This is a genomic window from Pseudomonas syringae group sp. J309-1 (genome assembly GCF_032582135.1).
GTDB lineage: Bacteria > Pseudomonadota > Gammaproteobacteria > Pseudomonadales > Pseudomonadaceae > Aquipseudomonas > Aquipseudomonas quasicaspiana.
Genome location: NZ_JAWHNU010000024.1, coordinates 56,345 through 80,443 on the forward strand (window position 1 = coordinate 56,345; position 24,099 = coordinate 80,443).

The window sequence follows — 24,099 nt, forward strand, 5'->3', positions numbered from 1 at the left end:
TTGAGTCGCTGTGATCACATGTAACCTGTGCAGCGGCCTGTAGTCGCTTAAGCCGCAGCAAGGCGGGCTCTGATGATCGTGAATCTATATTAGGCAATCAGCGTGCGCTTTATGCGATAGACCGTCGCAACACCACAGCCCGCCATCTTGGCGACCTCATCAGCGGAAGCCTGCGGATGTTTGACTAGGAGGCTTTCAACTTTCGCCCACTTGGTCGCGTCTTTGCTTTTACCGGTAGGTTTCCATTCAGGATCAGCGGCTTGCTTGTTCTGAATGCCTTGGCGGATTCGCTCAACGCGCTTTTCCTGGTCCAGACGGGCCATAGTCGCCATCAGGTCAATCAGCATGCCGTTGACCACTTCCATGATTTGACCGGTGATACCGACATCATCCACCAGCACGTGACTTGTGGGCAGATCGGCAATGACCAGTCGCAGGCCCTTGGCTTCGATTGTGGCTTTCAACGACTTCCAGTCTGATTGTGAGAGGCGTGTGAGGCGGTCCACCGACTCGCAGAGACAGATATCACCGGGTGCTGCTGCTTCGAGCATGGCGAGCAGCTGAGGCCGGTCAAGTTTTGTCCCGCTGATATTCTCTGCATAGATACCTGCGACCGTTAATCCTTTTTCCGCTGCGAATGCCTCAAGTGCAGCTTTTGCTCTGTTGGCGTCCTGATCCTTGGTCGATGCGCGGAGGTAGAGGTGGGTATTCACAGGTTTTATCCTTAAGACTTAAATTCAATAGGTCTATGATAATTCGATCGTATAGCTATTTTGAATAGTTATTTGATAGTGGTCGACGAATGGTCGTACCACTATCAAACCTGTCTACTTCTTTGATAGCTGAAATCAGAGTACGTCGCGGTATAGCTTCGTAGGGGAGCACAAGAGGATGGGGTGAGGGATGAGTTTAGAACACGCCCGTAGGGCAGGGCGTGGCATCAGAGAGGACATTGTTTACTCAATTCCAGGTAGGATCAGTGTGCCACCGGTGGTACGTTTGCCGAAGCCTGTTGGAGTTAGCAGGTCATGCTTTTTCATCTCAGATAGCACTGCTAACCATTTGCCCTTGCTGAAGCGCAGCTTGGCTTCGTTCCAGCGGTGCATGACCTCATCCACGATTGCTTCATCGGTAACTAGACGACCTTCGATGATGAAATCGTTCCAGGCAGCGTACAAGGTCACGGTCATTTCGCAGCGATCCGTATCCCAGTCCCGCATTAGCTCAATAACTTGCTCAATTCTTGCCTGCTCATTGGCTGACCAAGTGCGGTTATACGCCTGGCGATGTTGCCCTGCCAGGGAGAGCGGGCGGTACGCATGGCCGACTGTGTCGCGGTCAATGCGCTCGTACCATTGCTGCTTTTGCAACTCTGCTTCGACTTGGTTCATCAGGTAGCGATCATGGGGACCTGCCACGTTACGTAAGTAACTGCCCTGAACCGAATTGAGCCCGGCCGCATGCTCGGCCAGGTAAATCACTTTTTGCAGTTTGCGCTGACCGAAAGTGCGTTGTGCGTGCAGCCTGTGAGTGACCTCGGCGGCGAGCAGGGTGCGGGCGGTTTTTTTATCCGTGATAAGGGGAGCCTGCTTACCATCGTCATTAAGGGCGCGCTCGACCAGGGTACTGGCCAGTTTTTCGTTGAGTTGGCGGGCCTGAGTTAGGCGGATTTTCAGTTGGTCGCACAGGGCCATCAGTTCATCGACTTTGGCGACGATGCGGTGTTGTTCTGCCAGCGGAGGCAAGGGAAATGCACATGCCCGAAGTTGGCTCATATTGATTGAGGCAAGGTTTGTAGTTTGCTTTGACGAGCCCGCAAAATACTCCCTTGCTGAGGCGGAGTTCAGGTACATCTCTGCCCATCGTGGCTCCCAGTCTGCAACCACTGCGCGGGCCCGGAAAACGTGATTCTGGTGAAGGCTCTCGGGCAGCTCATCACGCCAAATCGCAGTCCTTCCGACCTTATCCCAATCACCACCTTCGGTAATCAGCAGGTCACCTTTTCGAAGCAGGTACTTTTCGATTTCGTCTTCTGGAACCTCGATCTCCTTAATCTGGTCCATTTGCAGGTGCCCGCGCTGAACATTAGCCACCCGAAGATAGGGCTTGGATACCAGCTTGCGGCCGCCAAGTTTCCGCCCTAGGGTGACGCCGCCAGTCACATGCAAAACATCATCAATGCTTTGCCACTCCCAGCCAGTAGGTATTTCATAGGGAGGCTCCAGCAACGATTCGGTAGCCAGAATCTTTTGCTTACGAGCCCTCAGTTTTTCTAGGTGGAGCTGCTTTTCAATCCTGATACGTCGGACAAGCTCGATGGCCGGCTCATCGCTGGGATTCTGTGGCACTAACTTGCCCATTACTGCTAGCTGCAGCAGAGTTTGTTTGAGGGCGTCGATGCTGGATTCTGTGGCGAACAGGATGTGGAAGTTTTCAGCCAGGCGCTGCCAGTTGGCTTCGAACTCGGTGGCGTCACTGCCTTGGATCAAGCTGTCGAGCAGCGCTTGCACCAAATTGGCGTGGGCGCTTCCGGCGTCAGCCTGTTGGGCTTCCAGCAAATCGCACAGGGCCATCAGTTCATCGACTTTGGCGACGATGCGGTGTTGTTCTGCCAGCGGAGGAAGTGGGATAGGTAGCTCCCTCACCTTATCCGCATTCAAGTTCAAGACCACCGCGCCTGCTGCTGCTTTAACAAAGAAACTATGCACATAGGGCGATGACAGAAGAAGGTACAGATAATCTTTAACCAGCGAAGAAGGTGGGCTGATTCTCAGCCAACCGTCGTGAATGCAACCTTCGATTTGCGTGATGTACGGACGGCCAAAGCTCATTGAATTTGTCAGTAGGAAATCACCTGGATAAACCATGCGGGTCTTGACTAGGCCTTCACGCCGAATCCTTTCACCTGCAGACGTGATGTATTTTCCACCTTTATCAGTGTCACCAATTTTTATCCAATTTAGGCCGTCTGCATCTTCTGTCAAAAAATCTTTAATTGGTCGGGGCGAACCACCTCGCTCGATTAACGAAATATCACCAAGTTTTATCCATAGCCAACCCGGTGCTGATTTAAACGGTGCTGCTACCTCGTCAATTTCTTGCAGCGGTACCTGCTCTCTGGTTTTTCCCTTAACAATAAGCTGGCTATTTTCTTCCGTAATCTGCTTGAGCAACTCTCCGGCTGCCTCATCATCGGCGTTTTGCTCAAGCAACTTGCCACGCACCGCGAGCTCCAGAATCAGCTCTCGCAGTTTTTTGATGCCGTTGGGAGCACCAGCTAGCAGCGGTAGATTGCCGGTGAGCGACGCCGTCATACCTGACGCTCCAGGGCTTCGGCCAGCACGGCCTTGAGCTGGTCGCGCAACTCGCCGATCTCACCTTGCAACGTGGCGTAGCTACGCAACATTTCGTCAGGGTCGTGGCTGATCTGCTCGCCGATATGAGGGTTTTTGCAGTCTAGGTTCCAGTTGCGCGCTTGCAGTTCCTTGACGCTCATTTTCCAAGCGAATTCATTTTCCACCCGCGTGGCAAAGCCATCGGCTTCGTTGCCCCACCAGTCTTGTTCCACGGCGAACTCTTCAATGCGCATGGGTCGGGTTTTCGAGTAGTTTTTCACTCCGATCGGGTACTGGTGCTCGTAGAACCACACCTGTTTGGTCGGTGTGCCTTTAGTGAAGAACAGCAGGTTGGTCTTAATGCCGGTATAGGGATTGAAGACTCCCTTGGGCAGGCGAACGATGGTGTGCAGGTTGCACTCGGTCAGCAGCTTTTTCTTGATACGACTCTTGATCCCGTCCCCAAACAGGAAGCCATCAGGCAGCACCACAGCGGCGCGGCCACCATCCTTGAGCAGGTGCACGATTAGCACCAGAAACAGGTCGGCGGTTTCGCGAGTGCGGAAAGCAGCGGGGAAGTTGGTTTCAATACCGTCCTCTTCCATACCGCCGAACGGAGGGTTTGCAACAATGCAGTGCACTCGCTCTTTCGGGCCCCAACTAATCAGGGGTTTACTCAGAGTGTTGTCATGCTTGATCTGGCTAGGCACCTCAATGCCATGCAGGATCATGTTGGTGGTCGCCAACAGGTGCGGCAGCGGCTTTTTCTCCACGCCGAAGATGCTGGCCTGCAGGGTGCGTTCGTCTTCAGCGGTTTTCACGTATCGGCTGCGCTTGTGCTCAACTGCGCAAGTGAGGAAGCCACCCGTTCCACAGGCCGGGTCCATGACCTTTTCTTCCAGCTTGGGGTCGACCATGCGTACCATAAATTCGGTGACCGGGCGTGGGGTGTAGAACTCGCCCGCATTACCCGCGTTCTGCAGGTCGCGCAACAATTGCTCATACAGATTGCCGAATTCGTGGCGCTCTTGGGCCTTGTTAAAGTCCACGCCCTCCTGAACTTTGTTGATAACCTGACGCAGCAATTGGCCGGACTTCATGTAGTTATAAGCGTCTTCAAATACGCTGCGCACTACAAAGGCAGACGGTGTGTTGCTGTACTCGTTCAAATTCTGCAACTGAGGGAACAGGTTATTGTCGATGAAGTCCTTCAGCGCGTCACCGGTCATGCCTTCCGGGTTGGCGGCCCAGTTTCGCCAGCGGCAGCTGCCGGGAATGGGCGAGCAATAGTTATCGTCCATCAGTTCCCATTCCAGCTCACGGTCATCGAAGATCTTCAGGAACAGCAGCCAGACCAACTGACCTATACGCTGAGCGTCGCCGTCGATGCCGACATCTTTGCGCATGATGTCCTGAATGGACTTGATGGTGGAGCTAATGGACATGAAGTTCTCTCAACGCGTGCCGCAGTGGGGGCGAAATTCTACAGGACGGTTCGATTTCCTGCCCTGACATATCGTCAGTACGTAGCTTTTAACTGGCGTAAAGCTCGTCTTCCAGTTCGTGAATTGCCTTGTTGTAGCCAGCCTTTCCGCCAAAGGCTTTGACCAGCTCCATCGGTGCGCCGATCTGGCTAAAGGGATCAAGCTGGAGGATCTTGATATCTTCGATGTGCTCTACGCCAGTGTCGGCGTATTTATCCAACAGAGCCTCCAGCACCAGACGGGCAGAGCCGGAGTACTTGGCGAAGTAGTTGCGCTTTTTTACTTGCTCGGCGCGCTCGCGGCGTGTCAGGGCTGGCTGGTCGAAGGCAACGTGGCAGATCAGATCGAACGGGTCGAGTGCTTGGCCCTGCTTCTTATCCACCTCCTCCGCCAAGGCTTCCCACATTACTCCCTGAACAGCCATCTCCTCGATAATCACTTTCTTTTGCTCGGAATCAGTCCAGCGGCGTAGGAAGTCATCGAGCGAGGCAAACTGTTTTTTCACGCACGCACGGGTGTAGTCGTGCAATGACTCGGTGATTAGCCGGCCATCCGGACCGTAGTACTGCACGCGTTCGGCGATGACGTACACGGGCAGGTTATCGATAACGTATTTGATGCGCTTTTTATCGGATGAGGTATCACCCTCGGACCCCTCTTCAGGTAGCCAGTCGCCGCCATCGACAATGCCATCTTCACCTTCCAATGGGCTGTCTGGAGGAACAGGCGAGGCGTCACCTTCAGGGCTGTAGATCACGACTGGTTCGCCGTCGAAGTCCGGGTCGGCAAACAGCTCGGTCGCTTTCTTGAAGTCCAAGATGGTGAACCAGTACTTGCCGAAGTCCTCGTTGATTCGGGTGCCGCGACCGATGATCTGTTTGAACTCAGTCATCGACTTTATGTGCTGATCGAGCACGATTAGCTTGCAGGTCTGCGCATCAACGCCGGTAGTCAAAAGCTTGCTGGTGGTGGCTATGACTGGGTAACGCTCTTCCGGGTTGATGAAATTGTCTAGCTCGGCCTTGCCTTCTCTGTCATCACCGGTAATACGCATCACATATTTGCGGCTCTCAGCAACCCGCAAAGGATTGAGGTTGATCAGCGCCTGGCGCATGCGCTCGGCGTGGTCGATGTCGTCGCAGAAAACGATTGTCTTCTGGTAAGGGTCGGTGGCTTTGAGGAAGTCGGTGACTTTCTGAGCGACGAGCTGAGTGCGCGCCTCGATGATCAGGTTGCGATCCATGTCCTTGAGGTTGTAGATGCGGTCTTCAATCAGTTCGCCATTCTTGTCGAGCATGCCCTTGGGTGGCCGCCACCCTTGCAAGTCTTTATCGAAGTCGATACGTACTACTTTGTAGGGGGCAAGAAAACCATCCTCAATGCCTTGTTTGAGGGTGTAGCTGTACACCGGCTCGCCGAAGTAGGTGATGCTGGATACCTCTTTGGTTTCCTTCGGTGTGGCGGTAAGGCCGACATGAGTGGCGTTGGAGAAGTAGTCGAGAATTTCGCGCCAGGCAGAATCCTCAGCAGCGCTACCACGGTGGCATTCGTCGATCACGATCAGATCGAAGAAGTCGCGAGAGAACTGCTTGTAGATGTTCATCTCTTCTTCGTTGCCCGTGACGGCCTGATAAAGCGACAGGTAAATTTCGTAAGAGGTGTCGATCTGGCGCCTGGCGATCTTGGTCATTGCCTGGCCGAAGGGTTTAAAGTCGTTGTTCTTAGTCTGGTCGACCAGGATGTTCCGGTCGGCGAGAAAAAGGATTCTTTTCTTCTGCTTGGACTTCCACAGCCGCCATATGATCTGGAAGGCGGTGTAGGTCTTTCCCGTGCCGGTAGCCATAACCAGCAGCACACGGTTTTGCCCGCGTGCTACAGCCTCAACCGTGCGGTTGATGGCGTTCGTTTGGTAGTAGCGCGGCATACGACCCGAGCCGTCATCGTAGTAGGGCGCTTCGATTTTGTGCTGGGCTTGTCCTTCTAGCCCCTTCCACTGGCAGTAGCGTTGCCATAACTCGTGAGGACTGGGGAACTGATCAAGACTCAGCTGGGTTTCAACTTGGCTGCCGGTGCCGCTACGGTCATGAAATAGAAAACCATCGCCATTGCTGGAGAATATGAACGGCACATCCAGCGCTTCCGCATAGCCTAAAGCTTGTTGCATGCCGGAGCCCACAGAGTGCTTGTTGTCCTTCGCCTCGATCACGGCAAGTGGCAGGTTAGGCTGGTGGTAAAGGATGAAGTCGGCTCGGCGGGCTTCACCACGGCTGTGCAGCTTGCCTCGGACGATGATACGACCCTTGGTAAAGCTGACTTCCTCGCGTACCTGCTTGTGCATGTCCCAGCCGGCCTGCTGAATAGCTGGCGCGATGTACTTGCTGCAGATGTCTCGCTCGGAAAGTGATTTTTTATCCATTACCCCAATTCCCTTTCAAACCGGCCTGGTCTTTCCAGTCCGGCGCTGCTGATCCCGCTTCATGGGCGTAAATGTACCTTGTTTGGCTTTACTCGACGCTGCAAAGTGCCAGATTTGGCGGCTGAGGGTTGACGAATTGCTAGTTGGGCAAATGGTGGTACCGAACGATTGTGTCGTGGGATGCGCGGTCGACCAGCTATTTTTCAACCGGATCCCAGTGCTTCTCTGGGTCGATTGCGGCCATCAGTGGTCTCGACCAGTTGAGGCCATTGAATTTACTGGTCAGACCCGATGCATCCGACTGGTGGATTCGAATTCAAATGGATGCTGAAGCCAGTCCAATCACGCGGAAGATGAATTGTCCGGAAATGGGCGATCAGCATTGCATTCTGTTTGATTGAGGCCATGGATTACTCTATGTCTCTTAACTGATGCGCTCAGTTTGTTCCCGAGGCGAGATAAGAACGACAAGTACGTGACGTTCGAAAGATCGACGGGGATGGTCAAACTCTCTAAAACTGCCTGTTTTTTCGTCTGGCTGAATCCCGTTCCATACTGAGCGACTTGGCCTTCTCTGCTTCTCGAATGTCCTGTGAGGTCGGGTAGAACGAGGTATGCCTCTCCTCCAGCCTCTCGGGCAATGTCAGTAAATGTATGGCGAAAGCTGTGGAAATTCTTGCGGTCTGTTTTGCCCTCGGCATCCCGCTCGCGAATACCGCATTTGAAAAAATATCCGGATGCCGGAGTGCTTTGGCTAGGGAAGCGACAAAAGAAATGAGTAGCGTTGCTACCCCATCCCTTTTTAGGGTTGTAGGTGAGGCCATCCGAGAACAACTTCTCTCGCCCCTCAGCGACCGCCCGCTCTACGAAGCTCAGAAAACCCATACGAATGAGCTCGCTGTGGATAGGTAAGACTCTGCGGCTAGACTGATTCTTAAGTGATTTAGGCAATGGTCGATCTAATTCATCGTCCATCATGCTGATGGTCCAAATACCGTCGGCCTCTGTTTTGCTCACGTCCTCCGTATCGAGCTGACAAAGCTCGTTAAGTCGCCCTCCGGTGAATAGTCCCAACAAGGGGAGCCAGAATTGATACGGAAAGACAGCGTTGCTCCTATTTAGAGCGGTGCCGGTATACAGATAACCTGAGAAGATTGCCTTCAGGTCGCTCTTGGAAAATGCCTTCTCAACCGCTTTCTCGCCTGCACGGTGATGATTAATAGACGGTTTGTCTGGCGAGTTTGGGGGAATGGTGGTCATTCCCTTTCGGAATGCGAAGCTGTGGAGAGCTCCTAGCCGAATGGTTATTTTTTCGACTGTTTTAGATCCAATACGCTGCTCGCCCTCGTTCACAAGAATAGATTCGCTCGGCGAGTCCGGGCTTGGAAGCTTGGCACCTCGGCTTACTCGGATATCAAAAATCTGAGAGTAGATGCGCTCGAAATCCTCAACCGTTAAGCGATTGATCGGTTTATTGCCGCTCAAGATGTTCAGCCGAGAAGCATGTCCCTGCTCATCCTCTTTAGTGCGCTCCGACTTCCTGTTGTTTTTGGCAAGCTTTGCTAGGGTTTCCCAGTGCAGCTCCCATAGCCTGTATAGGGTCGGTCCATCAGGCTGACTCGCCGTAACTAGTTCAGCCGATACGCTGGTGCTTTGGGATGGGCGCAGCGCCAGCCGCTCTATGAGCTCTGGCAGCAGTTTTTTGAAAAGCGGCAAGGGCAAAGCACTGGCTTGAGCGCGAAGCTCCTCAGCGAGCTTCTCCATGCTTGCGGGTATTGTCCGGGCAACATGCCCCGTCAACGCCTTTGCAATGAGGTTTCGCCGCTGCTCGTCCTCAATGGCGCGCCATTCTTCATCGGAAAGGGTGGACTGGGTGCTTTGTGGTCTCTGATCGTCTACGGAGCTAGACGCCCAAATTCCGGGAACCTCGGCTTTCGCTATTTCGCTCAGATAGATTTCGTAATCTTCATCAGTAGGTTCGTAATCATCTTGTTCGGCCACAACCAGCACCTTGTCAAAAGCAGCTTCGAAGCGTGCAGCGTATTGCCGAGCGCGGCGAAGCGCCAGCCGTAAGCTGTCGGTTTTCAGAGATCGACGAATTTCACGTTGAAGGCCGAATACAGCGCGCAATCGAAGTGGAACTACTATGCGGAAATAGTAAGTACGGTGACGGTTGAGTGTAATGTAGGAGGGTTGAGCTGGCATTGCTGGCACCTTTGCGATGCCCCACCTAATAACAACGTGAAGTGCCCCACCAGCCTGTGCTGTCCTGCTATTGTCGAAAAATGTAGATCTGACAATCGCTTAGCGATACTGGATTAGATGGCGGGATTCGAACCCATGACCCCTGCCTTCGGAGGGCAGTACTCTATCCAGCTGAGCTACTGGTGCAATGCGGGCGCCATGATACTCATCTGGTTGGCGGGCGTCCATGCTGGTGTGTGCTGTTGTAGATTTTGCACGTTTCAAGGTGTTTGGACGACGTTGATCAGAAAATCCGGCTGATGTTGGCAATTGCGTTCTTTTTTTCGAACGGCCTATTGTCCTTTGCCCTAGCAGTCCCTAGGATTCGTTTGAGATTTCAAACGCTCTTGTCCGGTTTTCCTGCACTTTGTGACCCTGCGTTGCGGGGGCCGGCGAATGATTTCCTGATGGCGGCCTTGTTCGAGGCGCCTTTTGTACGATCAAAAACTTGCACCGCCGGTGTGCGGCGCATTTTCGGTATATCAAAGCGGAGGCCGACATGCAGCTCAAAGATTCCACGTTGTTCCGCCAGCAAGCCTATATCAATGGCACCTGGCTGGATGCGGACAATGGCGAGACGATCAAGGTCAACAACCCTGCAACGGATGAAGTCCTGGGCACTGTGCCGAAGATGGGCGCTGCTGAAACCCGTCGTGCGATTGAAGCGGCTGACAAGGCGTTGCCCGCCTGGCGTGCACTCACCGCCAAAGACCGTGGCAACAAGCTGCGTCGCTGGTTTGAGCTGATGATCGAGAATCAGGACGACTTGGCTCGCCTGATGACGCTGGAGCAGGGCAAGCCGCTGGCCGAGGCCAAAGGTGAGATCGGTTATGCCGCTTCCTTTATTGAGTGGTTCGCAGAAGAAGCCAAGCGCGTTTACGGCGACGTGATTCCGGGCCATCAGCCGGACAAGCGTCTGATCGTGCTCAAGCAGCCGATTGGTGTGACCGCCGCGATTACGCCGTGGAACTTCCCGGCTGCGATGATCACCCGTAAAGCAGGCCCGGCGCTGGCTGCCGGTTGCACCATGGTGCTCAAGCCTGCTTCGCAAACCCCTTACTCCGCACTGGCGCTGGCTGAACTGGCTGAGCGTGCAGGCATTCCGGCAGGCGTGTTCAGCGTCGTCACTGGCAGCGCTGGCGATATCGGCAGCGAGCTGACCGGCAACCCGATCGTGCGCAAGCTGTCCTTCACCGGCTCGACCGAGATTGGTCGCCAGTTGATGGCTGAATGCTCCAAGGACATCAAGAAGGTCTCGCTGGAACTGGGCGGCAACGCGCCGTTCATCGTGTTCGACGACGCGGACCTGGATAAGGCCGTTGAAGGCGCGATTATCTCCAAGTACCGCAACAACGGTCAGACCTGCGTCTGCGCCAACCGGATCTATGTGCAGGACGCGGTTTACGATGCGTTCGCTGAAAAGCTCAAGGTCGCTGTGGCCAAGCTGAAGATCGGTAACGGTCTGGAAGAGGGCACCACCACTGGCCCGCTGATCGATGGCAAGGCTGTGGCGAAGGTTAAAGAGCACATTGCCGACGCGGTGAGCAAAGGCGCGAAAGTGTTGTTCGGTGGTAACAGCATCGAAGGTAACTTCTTCGAGCCGACTATTCTGGTCAACGTGTCCAAAGATGCAGCCGTAGCCAAAGAAGAAACCTTTGGCCCGCTGGCGCCGCTGTTCCGCTTCAAAGACGAAGCTGAAGTGATCGCCATGTCCAACGACACTGAGTTTGGTCTGGCGTCGTACTTCTATGCCCAGAACATGAGCCGCGTGTTCCGCGTGGCTGAAGCGCTGGAGTATGGCATGGTGGGTATCAACACCGGCCTGATCTCCAACGAAGTCGCGCCGTTCGGTGGCATCAAGGCCTCGGGCCTGGGCCGTGAAGGCTCGAAGTATGGCATCGAAGATTATCTGGAAATCAAATACCTCTGCCTGTCGGTTTAACGCAGGGGGTTGCAGCCGCCGGGGCGCGAGAGCGACGTTTCGGCGGTTTTTAGTGGCACCCCAAACCTTTTTGGTGGCTGGAGGCCGTGACAGTCGATCATCGAATGCTGTCACGTGTTGATCCACCACTTGATCCTTGAACCACGCCGACCGATGAGCGGCGAATGAGGAAACATGTCCCAGACAAACGCAGAATTGATGCAGCGCCGCGAAGCCGCTGTTCCACGCGGTGTTGGCCAGATTCACCCGATCTTCGCCGAGTCCGCGAAGAACGCTACGGTTACCGACGTTGAAGGTCGTGAGTTCATCGACTTCGCGGGCGGTATCGCCGTACTGAACACCGGTCACCTGCACCCGAAAATCATTGCCGCGGTGCAAGAGCAACTGACCAAGCTGACTCACACTTGCTTCCAGGTGCTGGCCTACGAGCCGTACGTTGAGTTGTGCGAAAAGATCAACGCCAAGGTACCAGGTGATTTCGCCAAGAAAACCCTGCTGGTCACCACCGGTTCCGAAGCGGTAGAGAACGCCGTGAAAATCGCTCGCGCAGCTACTGGCCGTGCTGGCGTGATCGCGTTCACTGGCGCTTACCACGGTCGCACCATGATGACCCTGGGCCTTACCGGTAAAGTCGTGCCGTACTCGGCTGGCATGGGCCTGATGCCGGGCGGTATCTTCCGTGCGCTGTACCCGTGTGAACTGCATGGCATCAGCGTTGACGATTCCATCGCCAGCATTGAGCGCATCTTCAAGAACGACGCCGAGCCTAAAGACATCGCGGCCATCATCATCGAGCCGGTTCAGGGCGAAGGTGGTTTCTACGTCGCGCCGAAAGCGTTCATGGCACGCCTGCGTGAGCTGTGCGACAAGCACGGCATCCTGCTGATCGCTGACGAAGTGCAAACGGGCGCGGGTCGTACCGGTACGTTCTTCGCCATGGAGCAGATGGGCGTTACAGCTGACCTGACTACGTTTGCTAAATCCATCGCTGGCGGTTTCCCGTTGGCCGGTGTGTGCGGTAAAGCTGAATATATGGACGCCATTGCTCCAGGCGGTCTGGGCGGCACGTATGCCGGTAGCCCGGTGGCGTGTGCTGCTGCGTTGGCGGTGTTGCAGGTCTTTGAAGAAGAGCATCTGCTGGATCGTTGCAAAGCGGTCGGCGAGCGTCTGGTGACGGGCCTCAAAGCCATTCAAGCCAAGTATCCAGTAATCGGTGAAGTCCGTGCGCTGGGTGCGATGATCGCGGTTGAGCTGTTCGAAAACGGCGACACCCACAAGCCAAACGCTGCTGCTGTTGCGCAGGTGGTGGCCAAGGCTCGCGACAAGGGTCTGATCCTTCTGTCGTGCGGCACCTACGGCAACGTATTGCGCGTGCTGGTACCGCTGACCTCGCCGGACGAGCAACTGGATAAAGGTCTGGCTATCATCGAAGAATGTTTCGCTGAGCTGGCGTGAAAATGCCGAGGTCGCAATTGATTAAAATGTGACCAAACGGACAAAAAAGACCCGCTTCGGCGGGTTTTTTTGCGTTTAAAAGGGGTAAATGAGGGTTTTTATCTATATCCCTTCGTATGCATTGGCTAAGGTGGGTGCATTGCTGTTGAGGATTTTAAAATGCTCCTGACACAGTACGTTTGTGCTGCAAGACGTGAACGTGTAGGAGCTGCCGAAGGCTGCGAATGGCGTTGTGTCTGATACACCGCTTCGCAGCCTTCGGCAGCTCCTACGGAAATACATTTCAGATCATTGGTTATGAGTTGCTCGACGAGAGAGTTCTGATGACAGCTGTAGATTTGCCTGCGGGACCTCGGGTATTGATTGCTGAGTCCGATCCATGGATTCGTGAAACGCTCAGTGAGTTGATCCTGAGCGTGCGTGACGATGTTGCGCTCGAGATTTGCAGCGATGGCAAGCAGGCCGTCGAGTTCATGAAGAAACACATCCCTGATCTGATCATCGCCGCCAGAGAGTTGCCTGTTATCGATGGTTTGAGCCTGTTGCGTGGCGTGCGCGGTTTGCGTCGTCAGCCTCCATTGCCTTTTATCCTGATCAGCAACCGCGGTGACACGGCCAGTGTTCGCGAGGTTGTGCCGTTGGCGCCAACCGCTTACCTGACCAAGCCGCTGGACACTGAAAAGCTGCGCCAACGTCTTGAAGGCTTGCTGCTGGCGTGTCCGGTGCCGGGTGCCGTGCCAGCGCTCGCACCGGGTCAGACGCTGAGCAAGTACCTTGAAAAACATCGGGACACAGCTGACGGTGCGCCGTTGTTTGTGGATGTCGCCACTGCGCTGAAGCTTAGTCAGGTCGGGAGTAGCGTCGATGCGGTGTTGCTTGAGCAGGAGTTGCGCGCTGACCCGCATATCACTGCAGTGCTGATTGCGGCTGCCAATACGGCGGCCAAGCATCTGGTCAAGCCTGTGCAGACGCTGGGTGCGGCGCTGGCGCTTTTGGGGGCTCCGCAGAGTGCCAGCATTGTTTCTGCGTTGACCAAGAAGCGCGTGTCGATCCTGACCAACAATGCGTTGCAGATGAAGGCCAGCGAGTTCTGGGAGATGTCGCAACGTACTGCGGAATACGCGCGGGTGCTGGCGGGCATGCTTGAGGTCGACCCCGAACGTTGCTTCTGTGCGGGGCTGCTGCTGTCACTGGGCGATCTGGCGGTGCTGGGTTGTTTGCAGGAGTGGTTGCTGGCTGGTGGCAAGCTGGATGATCAACAGATCGAAAAAGCGCTGGAGCAGTACTCTGCGGCTTACGGTTCGGCGTTGCGTGTCCGCTGGCGTTTGCCGCTTGAGTTGCGGGAGCTGACGTCGTCGGTTTATCAGTACAACACCGGGGTTTATACCCGCGAAGTGCTCGTCATGAACCTGGCCGGGCATATGGCGCGCCTGGGTGACGACGACAGCGTGACGACGCTGCTCAAGACCAAGCCCGCCCGCTTGTTGAAGCTGACCGTCGCTGACTTGCAGCGCTTGCGCAAGAAGCTGACTGGCGTGACTGATCCAAGTCTGCTGGCAGCGCCGGTGGGGCTGGTGGTGGAAACATTGGCTGATGACGAGGATGAAGGTCCGGATCTGCTGGATGGTGCGCCGGAGGCGGAGCCTGAAGCGGTTATTGATGAAACGCCAGCGGCTGAGCAGGATTCATCGCGGTAGGTGCTGGCGCTATAGAGGCTTCTGGGAAAGTCTATTTTGGCCTGCTGGCTCGAATACCGGTGGGAGATTCTATGTTTGCCCGCAAGCGTGATCCGGCCAGTCCTACGGATTTGCGTAGATTCTGTGGGAGCGAATTCATTCGCGAAGGGGCCGGTACATCTTGCAGCTATGTATCGCCTGAAACATTGCCTTCCCGAATGAATTCGGTCCCACAGGGTGTACTTCGTCTATCGGTTCCGGGCGGTGTCAGGGATACGGCTCCTGCGCGAATTACCTATACCAACACAATCTGATTCTTGCCCTGACGCTTGGCCTGGTACATCGCCGCGTCGGCACGGGCGTAGAGGATTTCCAGGCTTTGGTCGTCCTCTCCCATGTTGGTCAGGCCCTGGCTGGCGGTGATGCCGAAGCTTTTGTCGCCGCGCTGGAAACTCAGGCGCTGGATTTCCCGTTGCAGGCGTTCGGCGATTTGCTTGGCCATGTCCGGCGCACAGCCCGGGAACACTGCAGCAAACTCTTCACCGCCAATACGTCCGAACAGGTCGCCGCGCCGTAGCGTGGTTCTGCCGCATTCGGCGATCTTCTGCAGCACCAGATCACCTTCCTGGTGACCGTAGGTGTCGTTGACCAGTTTGAAGTCATCGATGTCCAGCAACAGAAACGCCAACGGCGTGCCGTGCAGGCGAGCCAGTTCAAATTCGCGCTGGGCGCATTCGAAGAAGTGCCGACGGTTGCTGCTTTGCGTCAGTACGTCGGTGGTCGCCAGGCGCTGCAGTTCGCTTTCCAGCTCTTTCTTTTCGGTGATGTCTTCTGCGATGCCCACCACGACGAGACGTTGCTCGGCGTCGGTCTGGTGACTCACGAAGCATTTGTCGCTGATCCAGCGGACTTCGCCGTCGGCACGGATGATCCGGTATTCGCGATCTTCCACTGCGCCTTTCTCAATAACTTCGTTGAGGCTGCGCTCAGCGTAGTTGAGGTCATCGGGGTAGATGCTGTCGCGCCATTCGCCATAGTCGGCCAGCAACAAACCCGCAGAGCGGCCAAAGATGCGTTCGTAAGCCGGGCTGACGTAGATCATCCGCTGGGTGGCCCAGTCGAATGCCCAGAGCACGGCGTTGACGCTGACCAGCAGCGAGCTGAACAGCTGCTCACGCTCACTCAGGCGTGCGACCTCAGCCTGGGCGTGCATCAGCGCCAGTAGCGTCTCCGCAGCGGCGGGAGTATCAATATTGGGTGTCAGTAGAGTTTTGTTGTCCATGGCACTGCATCTCAGAATAAGGTGCGGCGCACAGCCACAACATTTCCCGCACGGGGTCGCGGGCAGATGTTCTGAGTGGATTTAGGAGGTGAAGTTCAAATCACGCGCGCCCCAATTGAGGCGCGCTGATCAGTGGCTTCAAGCGTGCGCAGGGCGCAGCGAGTAGGTTTTGAGCTGGTCGGCGAAGTCACGCAGAGACTGGATACCGCTGGCCTCGGCTTCGTGGATCCAGTCTTTCATGGCAGCCAGCATGTCGTGGCCGTTGCTGCTGGTCTTGACCCAGATTTGTTGCAGGGCCAGGCGCTTTTCGTAGATCACTTTCAACGCGTGGCTGTGTTCCAGCATGGTCTGGATGCGCAAGTGGTGCTTGTCATCCAGCAGGCTGGTTTCACGGGACAGCAACCGCTTGGCGCGATGGAATTGATGCCGTACCGAAGCATCGGCTTTGGCCAGTTCCTGGGCGACCAACGGGCCAATCACCAGTTTGCGGTACTGAGCCATGATCTGGAACCGGTTGTTGAGGATCGCCATGGCGGTGTCCATGTCGATACTGCCTTTGCCCTCGACGCGGTGCGCGATGGGTGCGACCCGCTGGACCTTGGCCAGACGCAAGGCGCTGAACACTTTGATCCACGCCCAGCCGATGTCGAATTCCCACTTCTTGACCGACAGCTTGGCCGAATTCGGGTAGGTGTGGTGGTTGTTATGCAGCTCTTCGCCGCCAATGATGATGCCCCACGGCACCAGATTGGTTGCCGCATCACGGCATTCGAAGTTGCGATAACCCACGGCATGCCCCAGGCCATTCACGACACCTGCGGCCCAGAACGGAATCCACATCATCTGGATCGCCCAGACGGTAATGCCCAGCGCGCCGAACAGCAGCAGGTCGATGACCGCCATGATCGCCACGCCCAGCAACGGGTAAGGCGTATAGATTTTGCGTTCGATCCAGTCTTCCGGGCAGTTTTTGCCGTAAATTCGCAAAGTGTCCGGGTTTTCCGCCTCGGCCCGATACAGTTCCGCACCCTTGCGCAGTACAGTAGAAAGCCCTTTGACGACCGGGCTGTGCGGGTCATCGACGGTTTCGCATTTAGCGTGGTGTTTGCGGTGGATGGCCGTCCACTCGCGGGTGTTCTGCGCTGTGGTCAGCCACAGCCAGAAGCGGAAGAAGTGTTTCAGACCTGCATTCAGCTCCAGGGAGCGGTGGGCGGAGTAGCGGTGGAGATAAATTGTGACGGCGACGATCGTCACATGGGTCATCGCCAGCGTGACTGCTACTAACTGCCAGACGGAAAGGTCAAGCAAACCGTTGTACCACATAGGCTATAGGGCCCTCGAAAAGACGCTTTGAAAAAAAACCAACAGTGCGCATTATCACTGAGCCGCCAGATAAAACCAGTCGGCCTTGGAGATAAGAGTCGCCAGATGTTTCCTAATCTTTAATCCCGCACCTCATAAGGTTACTAGCTTTCTTATGACTGACTCCTCGCGTGACGCACTGCGAACATCCCTGTTTTACGGGGTTTTATCCATTCTCTGGTTCGTCGTGAGCGATCACTGGCTACCCGCTTTGATCGAAAATCCGGCTCGATTGAAGTTTGCCCAACAGATGAGTGGTTACGTCTGGGTGGCGGTCAGCGCCATTTTTATCTTCGTGGCTCGTAGCCAGTTACTGCGTTTCATGGGCATCGAACTCACGCTGCGCCGACAACGCGAGGACCATGAGCGACTGCGCCTGGCGGCCGCTGTTTTCGACAGCACACTGGAAGGCGTGGTGGTCACCGATGGCGATGGGAAAATCGTCCACGTCAATCGTGCCTTTATGGAGATTACTGGCTACCCGTTAGACGAAGTGCTGGGCGCCAACCCGAGCAAATTCAAATCCGGCCGTCATGGCCCGGAGTTTTATCGGCAGATGTATCGCTCGATCTTCAGCGCCGGGCAGTGGAGCGGCGAAATCTGGAACCGGCGTAAAAGCGGTGAGGTTTATCCGCAATGGCAAAGTATTCGTAGCGTGAAAAGCGACAGCGGCGAGATAAAAAACTTCGTTGCGGTCTTTTCCGACATCACTGCCATCAAGCGTTCCGAGCAGGACTTGTTACAGCTCGCTCATTACGATCCCCTGACGAATTTGCCCAACCGTCTGCTGTTCATTGACCGCACGACCCAGGCGCTGAGCTATGCCCGTTCCAGCAAGCGCGGCTGTGCGCTGTTGTTGATCGACCTGGATCATTTCAAGAACATCAATGACAGCCTCGGGCATAACGTCGGTGATGACGTGCTTAAAGCGGTCGCTGAGCGGCTCAGGTCTTTGTTCGATAACGACATGACGCTTGCAAGGCTGGGCGGCGACGAGTTTGCACTGCTGATCGAGAATTGCCAGCAAGTGGTACAGGTGGCCGGGTATGCCCAGCGGATTCTGGAAGGCTTCAAAACCCCGTTCGTACTGGAAAACCGACAGCTGTTCATCAGCGCAAGCGTCGGTATCAGTTTGTTCCCTGAGGACGCAGCCAGTCCCGCGCAACTGCTGCGCAACGCAGACTCGGCGCTGTTCAAAGCCAAAGGTGATGGTCGCGAGACCTATGCTCTCTATACCGAAGAGCTGACCGCCCACGCCCAGCAGCGGGTGCATCTGGCCAGCGAGTTGCGGGGTGCCATTGAGCGAAATGAGCTGCGGGTGTTCTATCAGCCGATTCACAACCTGCACAACAGCCGCATCCTGGGCGTCGAAGCACTGGTGCGATGGGAGCATCCGGAGCGGGGGCTGGTGTCACCCGGGGAGTTCATCCCCATCGCCGAGCAGAGTGGGTTGATTGCCGAGCTGGATGCGTGGGTGTTGAACACGTCCTGCCAGCAGATGTGCACCTGGCTGGCAGCGGGCGTGGATATTTCCTTTGTGGCGGTCAACATCTCCAGTCGTCTGTTTGCCAGTGGTCATCTGGTTGAGCGGGTGGCAAAGGTGTTGAGTGACACCGGGCTGAACCCCGCGCATCTGGAGCTGGAAGTGACCGAAAGCGCGGTCATGGATGACCCGGATCAAGCCATCGAGCAGATGCACCGGCTGCGCGAGTTGGGGCTGAGTCTGGCCATCGACGATTTCGGCACGGGTTATTCATCCCTGCTGCGCCTCAAGCGCATGCCGGTGCAGAAGCTGAAAATCGATCAGGGCTTCGTTGCCGGGCTGCCCGGCGATGAAGACGACATTGCTATCGTGCGAGTGATCATTTCCCTCGCGCAAAGCATGGGCATGCGGGTGCTGGCTGAAGGCATCGAGACGGTGGATCAGGCGTCGTTTCTTCTGGCCAACAATTGCCCGATGGGCCAGGGCTACTGGTTCGCACGGCCAATGCCGGCTGAGCAGATTGACTGGGCGCATGCGCCGGGGTTTTAGCCAATCGAAGTGGCAGTTCCGTGCAGCTGCCTGCTAACCACAGAAATGAAAACACCCTGTAGGAGCTCACGAGCACCGCGAGGTAGCGATTGCGGTCAGCCTGACACACCGCCATCGCGGCCTCGCGGTGCTCGTGCGCTCCTACAACTCCTCCGTTGACTCGATACAGCGCGTTGCGATGTGCTTCGGGGCAGCGCCTGTGGCGTAAATTCACTTTGGTTATATGTAGATTCTTAAATAGTATTTTTAAGAATATCCGCACGTCTCTAAGATTGCCTCTATGCCATTAGCAGATTCACGCGGTCGCGGCTGCAGGCCAATCAATTTCAAGGAGTTCGATCATGAGTGCATCTCTGCGTAGCGTTGACGGTCAGGACGAAGCAGCGATTCTGCGCGAGATTCAGAGTGCGCTTCGCGATCTGCGTTTCGGGGCCGTTGAAATCACCGTGCACAACGCGCAGGTCGTGCAGATCGAACGCAAGGAAAAGTTTCGTTTGCAGAATCCGGGTAACAAACCGAGCTGATTCACCTCGATCCTTGTAGGAGCTGCCGAAGGCTGCGAATGGCCTTCAGATCTGTTCGCAGCCTTCGGCAGCTCCTACAGAAAAGCTTCAAACCAAAAATTAGAAAAAGCCAACAACACCACCAGATTTCCAGGAGCTTGACCCATGTCCATTCGCCGTTATGCGCTGGCCGCACTTGCCAGTGCCGTATTTGCCGGTTCTGCAGTTGCAAAGGATTACGAGCTGTTGAACGTCTCGTATGACCCCACTCGTGAGCTGTATCAGGAATACAACGCTGAGTTCGTCAACTTCTGGAAAAAGTCCCATCCGGACGACAAGGTTGATATCAAGCAATCCCACGGTGGTTCAGGCAAGCAAGCGCGTTCAGTCATTGATGGTCTGCGCGCTGACGTCGTGACGCTGGCACTGGCTGGCGACATCGATGAAGTCGCCAAGCTCGGCAAAAGCCTGCCGGAGAACTGGCAGACCCGCCTTCCGGACGCGAGCACGCCTTACACGTCCACCATCGTTTTCCTGGTGCGTAAAGGCAACCCGAAAGGCATCAAGGACTGGGGCGATCTGACCAAGCAAGGCGTTTCTGTCATCACGCCTAACCCGAAGACCTCCGGCGGCGCTCGCTGGAACTTCCTCGCGGCCTACGGCTATGGCCTGAAAACCGGTGGCAGTGAAGCCAAAGCCAACGAATACGTGAAAGAGCTGTTCAAGCACGTGCCGATTCTTGACACCGGCGCTCGCGGTTCGACCATTACCTTCGTTAACAACGGTCAAGGCGACGTGCTGCTGGCGTGGGAAAACGAAGCGTTCCTGGCGCTGAAAGAAGACGGCGGCGCGGACAAGTTCGACATCGTCGTACCTTCGCTGTCGATTCTGGCTGAGCCACCTGTGGCTGTTGTCGACAAGAACGCCGAGAAGAAAGGCAACACCGAAATCGCGACGGCTTACCTGAAGCACCTGTATAGCAAGGAAGGTCAGGAAATCGCAGCGAAGAACTTCTACCGTCCACGTGACGCGGAAGTCGCAGCCAAGTACGAGAAACAGTTCCCGAAACTGGATCTGCTGACTATCGACAAAGACTTCGGCGGCTGGAAAACTGCGCAGCCGAAATTCTTTAATGACGGCGGCATTTTCGATCAGATTTACACGCCTCAGTAACACAGGGTCTGTAGGAGCGCGCTTGCCCGCGATGAGGCCATCCAATCAGACACATTTTTGGTGGTCGTCAGATTTTTCGCGGGCAAGCGCGCTCCTGCAGCAGCTATTCGCTGACTGCTGAACTATAGGACCCGCACTCGTTTGCGGGTTCCGTGTGTTAACCAAGGACTTCTATGTCACGTCGCATTTCTCCCGTCATACCCGGCTTCGGGCTGACGCTGGGTTACACCGTGGTGTACCTCAGTCTGATTGTGCTAATTCCGCTGGCGGCCATGTTCATCCATGCCGCGCAGCTGACCTGGGATCAATTCTGGGCAATCATCACCGCACCACGCGTGCTGGCTGCTCTGAAACTGAGCTTCAGCGCAGCGTTCTATGCAGCAGTCATCAATGGCGTGATCGGTGTTCTGCTGGCCTGGGTGTTGGTGCGTTACACCTTCCCGGGCCGCAAGATCATTGATGCAATGATCGACCTGCCATTCGCCTTGCCCACCGCTGTTGCCGGTATCGCCTTGACCGCGCTTTACGCACCTAACGGTCTGGTCGGGCAGTTCGCAGCAGATCTCGGCTTCAAAATCGCTTACACGCCGCTGGGTATCACCCTTGCGCTGACCTTCGTTACGTTGCCCTTTGTGGTGCGTACGGTGCAGCCGGTGCTAGCCGATATTCCCCGTGAAGTCGAAGAGGCTGCCGCCTGTCTTGGCGCACGTCCGCTGCAAGTGTTCCGCCATATTCTCGTACCGGCCTTGCTGCCTGCCTGGCTGACCGGTTTCGCGTTGGCGTTTGCCCGGGGCGTGGGCGAGTACGGTTCGGTGATTTTCATTGCGGGCAACATGCCGATGAAAACCGAGATCCTGCCGCTGCTGATCATGGTCAAGCTCGACCAGTACGATTACACCGGCGCGACAGCGATCGGCGTGATGATGCTGGTGGTTTCCTTCGTTCTGTTGCTGCTGATCAACTTGCTGCAGCGGCGTATCGAAACCCCATCCTGAGGAGGCGCAGAACATGTCCCATTCATCTGTTTCAGCCGCCGCCTCTGCCAACGCTGCCCGCCGTGGCAGCGCGGTGTCGCGCCGGATTCTGATCATCCTGTGCTGGTTGGTGTTTCTACTGTTCCTGGGCTTGCCGCTGTTTATCGTGGTATCCCAAGGTTTGAAAAACGGCCTCGGCGCGTTTTTCACGGCGATCCTTGAACCCGACGCGCTGTCGGCCCTCAAGCTGACCGTGATCGCGGTGGTCATATCGGTCCCGCTCAATCTGGTTTTCGGCGTCAGCGCTGCCTGGTGTGTGAGCAAGTACTCGTTCCGGGGCAAAAGCATCCTGGTGACGTTGATCGACCTGCCGTTCTCGGTCTCGCCGGTCATCGCCGGTCTGGTCTACGTATTGATGTTCGGTGCTCAAGGTTTCTTCGGCCCATGGCTGCAGGATCATGACATCCAGATCGTGTTCGCCTTGCCGGGCATTATTCTGGCGACCATCTTCGTCACCGTGCCGTTCGTGGCCCGTGAGCTGATCCCGCTGATGCAGGAGCAGGGCACTCAGGAAGAAGAGGCGGCACGTTTGCTCGGCGCCAATGGCTGGCAAATGTTCTGGTACGTGACCGTGCCGAATATCAAATGGGGCCTGATTTACGGCGTGGTGCTCTGTACCGCCCGGGCCATGGGTGAGTTCGGGGCGGTGTCTGTGGTTTCCGGGCACATTCGCGGCGTCACCAATACCCTGCCGCTTCACGTCGAAATTCTCTACAACGAGTACAACCACGTTGCAGCCTTTGCCGTGGCGAGCCTGTTGCTGATCCTTGCGCTGTTTATCCTGCTGCTCAAGCAGTGGAGCGAAGCGCGCATTAACCGTCTGCGCCAAAGTGCGGCGGAGGAATAATTCATGTCAATCGAAGTCCGTAATGTCAGCAAGAACTTCAATGCCTTCAAAGCCCTGAGCAGCATCAATCTGGATATCCAGAGTGGCGAGCTGGTGGCGTTGCTAGGCCCGTCCGGTTGCGGCAAGACCACCTTGCTGCGGATTATTGCTGGTCTGGAAACGCCCGATGACGGCAGTATCGTGTTCCACGGTGAAGACGTGTCCGGCCATGATGTACGTGATCGCAACGTCGGTTTTGTGTTCCAGCACTACGCGCTGTTCCGTCACATGACCGTGTTCGACAACGTTGCATTTGGTCTGCGCATGAAACCCAAGAATCAGCGCCCGAACGAAAGCCAGATCGCGGTCAAGGTTCATGAACTGCTGAATATGGTCCAGCTGGACTGGCTGGCTGATCGCTATCCGGAGCAGTTGTCCGGTGGCCAGCGTCAGCGTATCGCCCTGGCACGCGCCTTGGCGGTAGAGCCCAAAGTGTTGCTGCTGGATGAGCCGTTTGGTGCACTGGATGCCAAGGTGCGTAAAGAACTGCGTCGCTGGTTGGCGCGTCTGCACGAAGACATCAACCTGACCTCGGTTTTTGTGACTCACGATCAGGAAGAAGCCATGGAAGTGGCTGATCGCATCGTGGTCATGAATAAAGGGGTGATCGAGCAGATCGGTTCGCCGGGCGAGGTGTACGAAAACCCGGCCAGCGATTTCGTTTACCACTTCCTGGGCGACTCCAACCGCCTGCATGTAGGCGAAGAGCAGGTGCTGTTCCGTCCGCATGAAGTGTCGCTGTCACGTTCGGAGCTTGAAGACCACCATGCGGCTGAAGTGCGCGACATCCGCCCGCTGGGCGCGACCACCCGGATCACCCTGAAGGTCGAAGGCCAGAGCGAACTGATCGAAGCCGAAGTGGTGAAAGACCACGACAGCCTGACCGGCCTGGCGCGGGGCGAAACGCTGTTCTTCAAGCCGAAGGTCTGGCAGAAGGTTGCGAATATTTAAAGCCTGCCGAAACATTTATGTGGGAGCGAGGCTTGCCCGCGATAAGGTCGGTACGGTATTTGAGACCGAGTTGATCTTATCGCGGGCAAGCCTCGCTCCCACAGGTTCTATGCAATTCCACCGAATGGCGCGATGCCGTCGGATTGGATTTGCCTTCACACCACCGGCTTCAAATCCCGCTTGTGCACAGGCCCTGATCTTTCTGCAATGGCTTGCGCAGCCTCATTAGAAACGCCAATTCAGCGACACCGGCCTGGCGCGGGGCGAAACGCTGTTCTTCAAGCCGAAGGTCTGGCAGAAGGTTGCGAATATTTAAAGCCTGCC

At 55.9% G+C, this 24,099-nt stretch carries 16 protein-coding genes; 9 read left to right on the forward strand and 7 right to left on the reverse strand.

Going from position 1 to position 24,099, the window contains the following annotated elements; genetic code table 11:
• Positions 1-89: 89 nt before the first annotated feature.
• The 5 genes from RX972_RS14885 to RX972_RS14905 form a co-directional block, all read right to left on the reverse strand.
• Positions 90-713 carry a recombinase family protein gene (locus RX972_RS14885; RefSeq protein ID WP_316876448.1) on the reverse strand — a complete coding sequence of 208 codons (624 nt, stop codon included), beginning with the start codon at positions 711-713 and terminating at the stop codon, positions 90-92.
• A 243-nt stretch (positions 714-956) separates the two neighbouring features.
• On the reverse strand, positions 957-3,314 hold the full coding sequence (locus RX972_RS14890; RefSeq protein ID WP_316876450.1) for a restriction endonuclease subunit S: 2,358 nt from the start codon (positions 3,312-3,314) through the stop codon (positions 957-959).
• Positions 3,311-4,780 carry a class I SAM-dependent DNA methyltransferase gene (locus RX972_RS14895; RefSeq protein WP_316876452.1) on the reverse strand — a complete coding sequence of 490 codons (1,470 nt, stop codon included), beginning with the start codon at positions 4,778-4,780 and terminating at the stop codon, positions 3,311-3,313. The genes RX972_RS14890 and RX972_RS14895 overlap by 4 nt, the downstream gene beginning before the upstream one ends.
• Before the next feature lie 88 nt (positions 4,781-4,868).
• On the reverse strand, positions 4,869-7,235 hold the full coding sequence (gene hsdR / locus RX972_RS14900) for an EcoAI/FtnUII family type I restriction enzme subunit R (protein ID WP_316876454.1): 2,367 nt from the start codon (positions 7,233-7,235) through the stop codon (positions 4,869-4,871).
• Positions 7,236-7,577: 342 nt separating this feature from the next.
• On the reverse strand, positions 7,578-9,440 hold the full coding sequence (locus RX972_RS14905) for a site-specific integrase (RefSeq protein ID WP_316876457.1): 1,863 nt from the start codon (positions 9,438-9,440) through the stop codon (positions 7,578-7,580).
• Between the two features lie 538 nt (positions 9,441-9,978).
• On the opposite strand from RX972_RS14905, the gene gabD reads away from it, so the two are divergent.
• From gabD to RX972_RS14920, 3 genes are all read left to right on the forward strand, one after another.
• Complete coding sequence (gene gabD, locus RX972_RS14910; protein ID WP_027901287.1) at positions 9,979-11,421, forward strand: NADP-dependent succinate-semialdehyde dehydrogenase; 1,443 nt, start codon at positions 9,979-9,981, stop codon at positions 11,419-11,421.
• A 174-nt stretch (positions 11,422-11,595) separates the two neighbouring features.
• Positions 11,596-12,876 (forward strand): 4-aminobutyrate--2-oxoglutarate transaminase, encoded by a 1,281-nt coding sequence (gabT, locus tag RX972_RS14915; protein ID WP_027901286.1) that lies wholly within the window; start codon positions 11,596-11,598, stop codon positions 12,874-12,876.
• Positions 12,877-13,199: 323 nt separating this feature from the next.
• Positions 13,200-14,573 carry an HDOD domain-containing protein gene (locus RX972_RS14920; RefSeq protein WP_316876459.1) on the forward strand — a complete coding sequence of 458 codons (1,374 nt, stop codon included), beginning with the start codon at positions 13,200-13,202 and terminating at the stop codon, positions 14,571-14,573.
• A 274-nt stretch (positions 14,574-14,847) separates the two neighbouring features.
• Here the strand turns inward: RX972_RS14920 and RX972_RS14925 are convergent, their stop codons facing one another.
• Entirely contained in the window at positions 14,848-15,834 is a 987-nt protein-coding gene (locus tag RX972_RS14925) for a GGDEF domain-containing protein (RefSeq protein WP_027901284.1), read from the reverse strand.
• Positions 15,835-15,972: 138 nt separating this feature from the next.
• Positions 15,973-17,157: a delta-9 fatty acid desaturase DesA gene (gene desA / locus RX972_RS14930; RefSeq protein WP_027901283.1), complete on the reverse strand. Its 1,185-nt coding sequence runs from the start codon at positions 17,155-17,157 to the stop codon at positions 15,973-15,975.
• A gap of 154 nt (positions 17,158-17,311) precedes the next feature.
• Between desA and dibA the strand changes: the two genes are divergently transcribed.
• The 6 genes from dibA (at position 17,312) to RX972_RS14960 (ending at position 23,775) form a co-directional block, all read left to right on the forward strand.
• Positions 17,312-19,228 (forward strand): phosphodiesterase DibA, encoded by a 1,917-nt coding sequence (gene dibA, locus RX972_RS14935; protein ID WP_316876462.1) that lies wholly within the window; start codon positions 17,312-17,314, stop codon positions 19,226-19,228.
• A 341-nt stretch (positions 19,229-19,569) separates the two neighbouring features.
• The gene (oscA, locus tag RX972_RS14940) at positions 19,570-19,752 is read left to right on the forward strand and encodes a sulfur starvation response protein OscA (protein ID WP_003170956.1); all 183 of its coding nucleotides are present in this window, start codon (positions 19,570-19,572) and stop codon (positions 19,750-19,752) included.
• 144 nt (positions 19,753-19,896) lie between these two features.
• Positions 19,897-20,904, forward strand: a complete 1,008-nt coding sequence (locus RX972_RS14945; protein WP_027898477.1) for a sulfate ABC transporter substrate-binding protein — start codon at positions 19,897-19,899, stop codon at positions 20,902-20,904.
• Between the two features lie 173 nt (positions 20,905-21,077).
• A complete protein-coding gene (gene cysT, locus RX972_RS14950) occupies positions 21,078-21,899 on the forward strand; it encodes a sulfate ABC transporter permease subunit CysT (RefSeq protein WP_027898478.1) in 822 nt (273 codons plus the stop codon).
• A gap of 13 nt (positions 21,900-21,912) precedes the next feature.
• A complete protein-coding gene (cysW, locus tag RX972_RS14955; RefSeq protein ID WP_027898479.1) occupies positions 21,913-22,785 on the forward strand; it encodes a sulfate ABC transporter permease subunit CysW in 873 nt (290 codons plus the stop codon).
• Positions 22,786-22,788: 3 nt separating this feature from the next.
• A complete protein-coding gene (locus RX972_RS14960; RefSeq protein ID WP_099269885.1) occupies positions 22,789-23,775 on the forward strand; it encodes a sulfate/molybdate ABC transporter ATP-binding protein in 987 nt (328 codons plus the stop codon).
• The last annotated feature ends 324 nt before the right edge of the window (positions 23,776-24,099 follow it).

Bases quoted from the DNA above. Each gene is read 5' to 3' on its own strand.
- RX972_RS14890 (WP_316876450.1), bottom strand. From the start codon at position 3,314: ATGACGGCGTCGCTCACCGGCAATCTACCGCTGCTAGCTGGTGCTCCC.
- RX972_RS14895 (WP_316876452.1), bottom strand. From the start codon at position 4,780: ATGTCCATTAGCTCCACCATCAAGTCCATTCAGGACATCATGCGCAAA.
- hsdR (WP_316876454.1), bottom strand. From the start codon at position 7,235: ATGGATAAAAAATCACTTTCCGAGCGAGACATCTGCAGCAAGTACATC.
- RX972_RS14905 (WP_316876457.1), bottom strand. From the start codon at position 9,440: ATGCCAGCTCAACCCTCCTACATTACACTCAACCGTCACCGTACTTAC.
- gabD (WP_027901287.1), top strand. From the start codon at position 9,979: ATGCAGCTCAAAGATTCCACGTTGTTCCGCCAGCAAGCCTATATCAAT.
- gabT (WP_027901286.1), top strand. From the start codon at position 11,596: ATGTCCCAGACAAACGCAGAATTGATGCAGCGCCGCGAAGCCGCTGTT.
- RX972_RS14920 (WP_316876459.1), top strand. From the start codon at position 13,200: ATGACAGCTGTAGATTTGCCTGCGGGACCTCGGGTATTGATTGCTGAG.
- RX972_RS14925 (WP_027901284.1), bottom strand. From the start codon at position 15,834: ATGGACAACAAAACTCTACTGACACCCAATATTGATACTCCCGCCGCT.
- desA (WP_027901283.1), bottom strand. From the start codon at position 17,157: ATGTGGTACAACGGTTTGCTTGACCTTTCCGTCTGGCAGTTAGTAGCA.
- dibA (WP_316876462.1), top strand. From the start codon at position 17,312: ATGACTGACTCCTCGCGTGACGCACTGCGAACATCCCTGTTTTACGGG.
- oscA (WP_003170956.1), top strand. From the start codon at position 19,570: ATGAGTGCATCTCTGCGTAGCGTTGACGGTCAGGACGAAGCAGCGATT.
- RX972_RS14945 (WP_027898477.1), top strand. From the start codon at position 19,897: ATGTCCATTCGCCGTTATGCGCTGGCCGCACTTGCCAGTGCCGTATTT.
- cysT (WP_027898478.1), top strand. From the start codon at position 21,078: ATGTCACGTCGCATTTCTCCCGTCATACCCGGCTTCGGGCTGACGCTG.
- cysW (WP_027898479.1), top strand. From the start codon at position 21,913: ATGTCCCATTCATCTGTTTCAGCCGCCGCCTCTGCCAACGCTGCCCGC.
- RX972_RS14960 (WP_099269885.1), top strand. From the start codon at position 22,789: ATGTCAATCGAAGTCCGTAATGTCAGCAAGAACTTCAATGCCTTCAAA.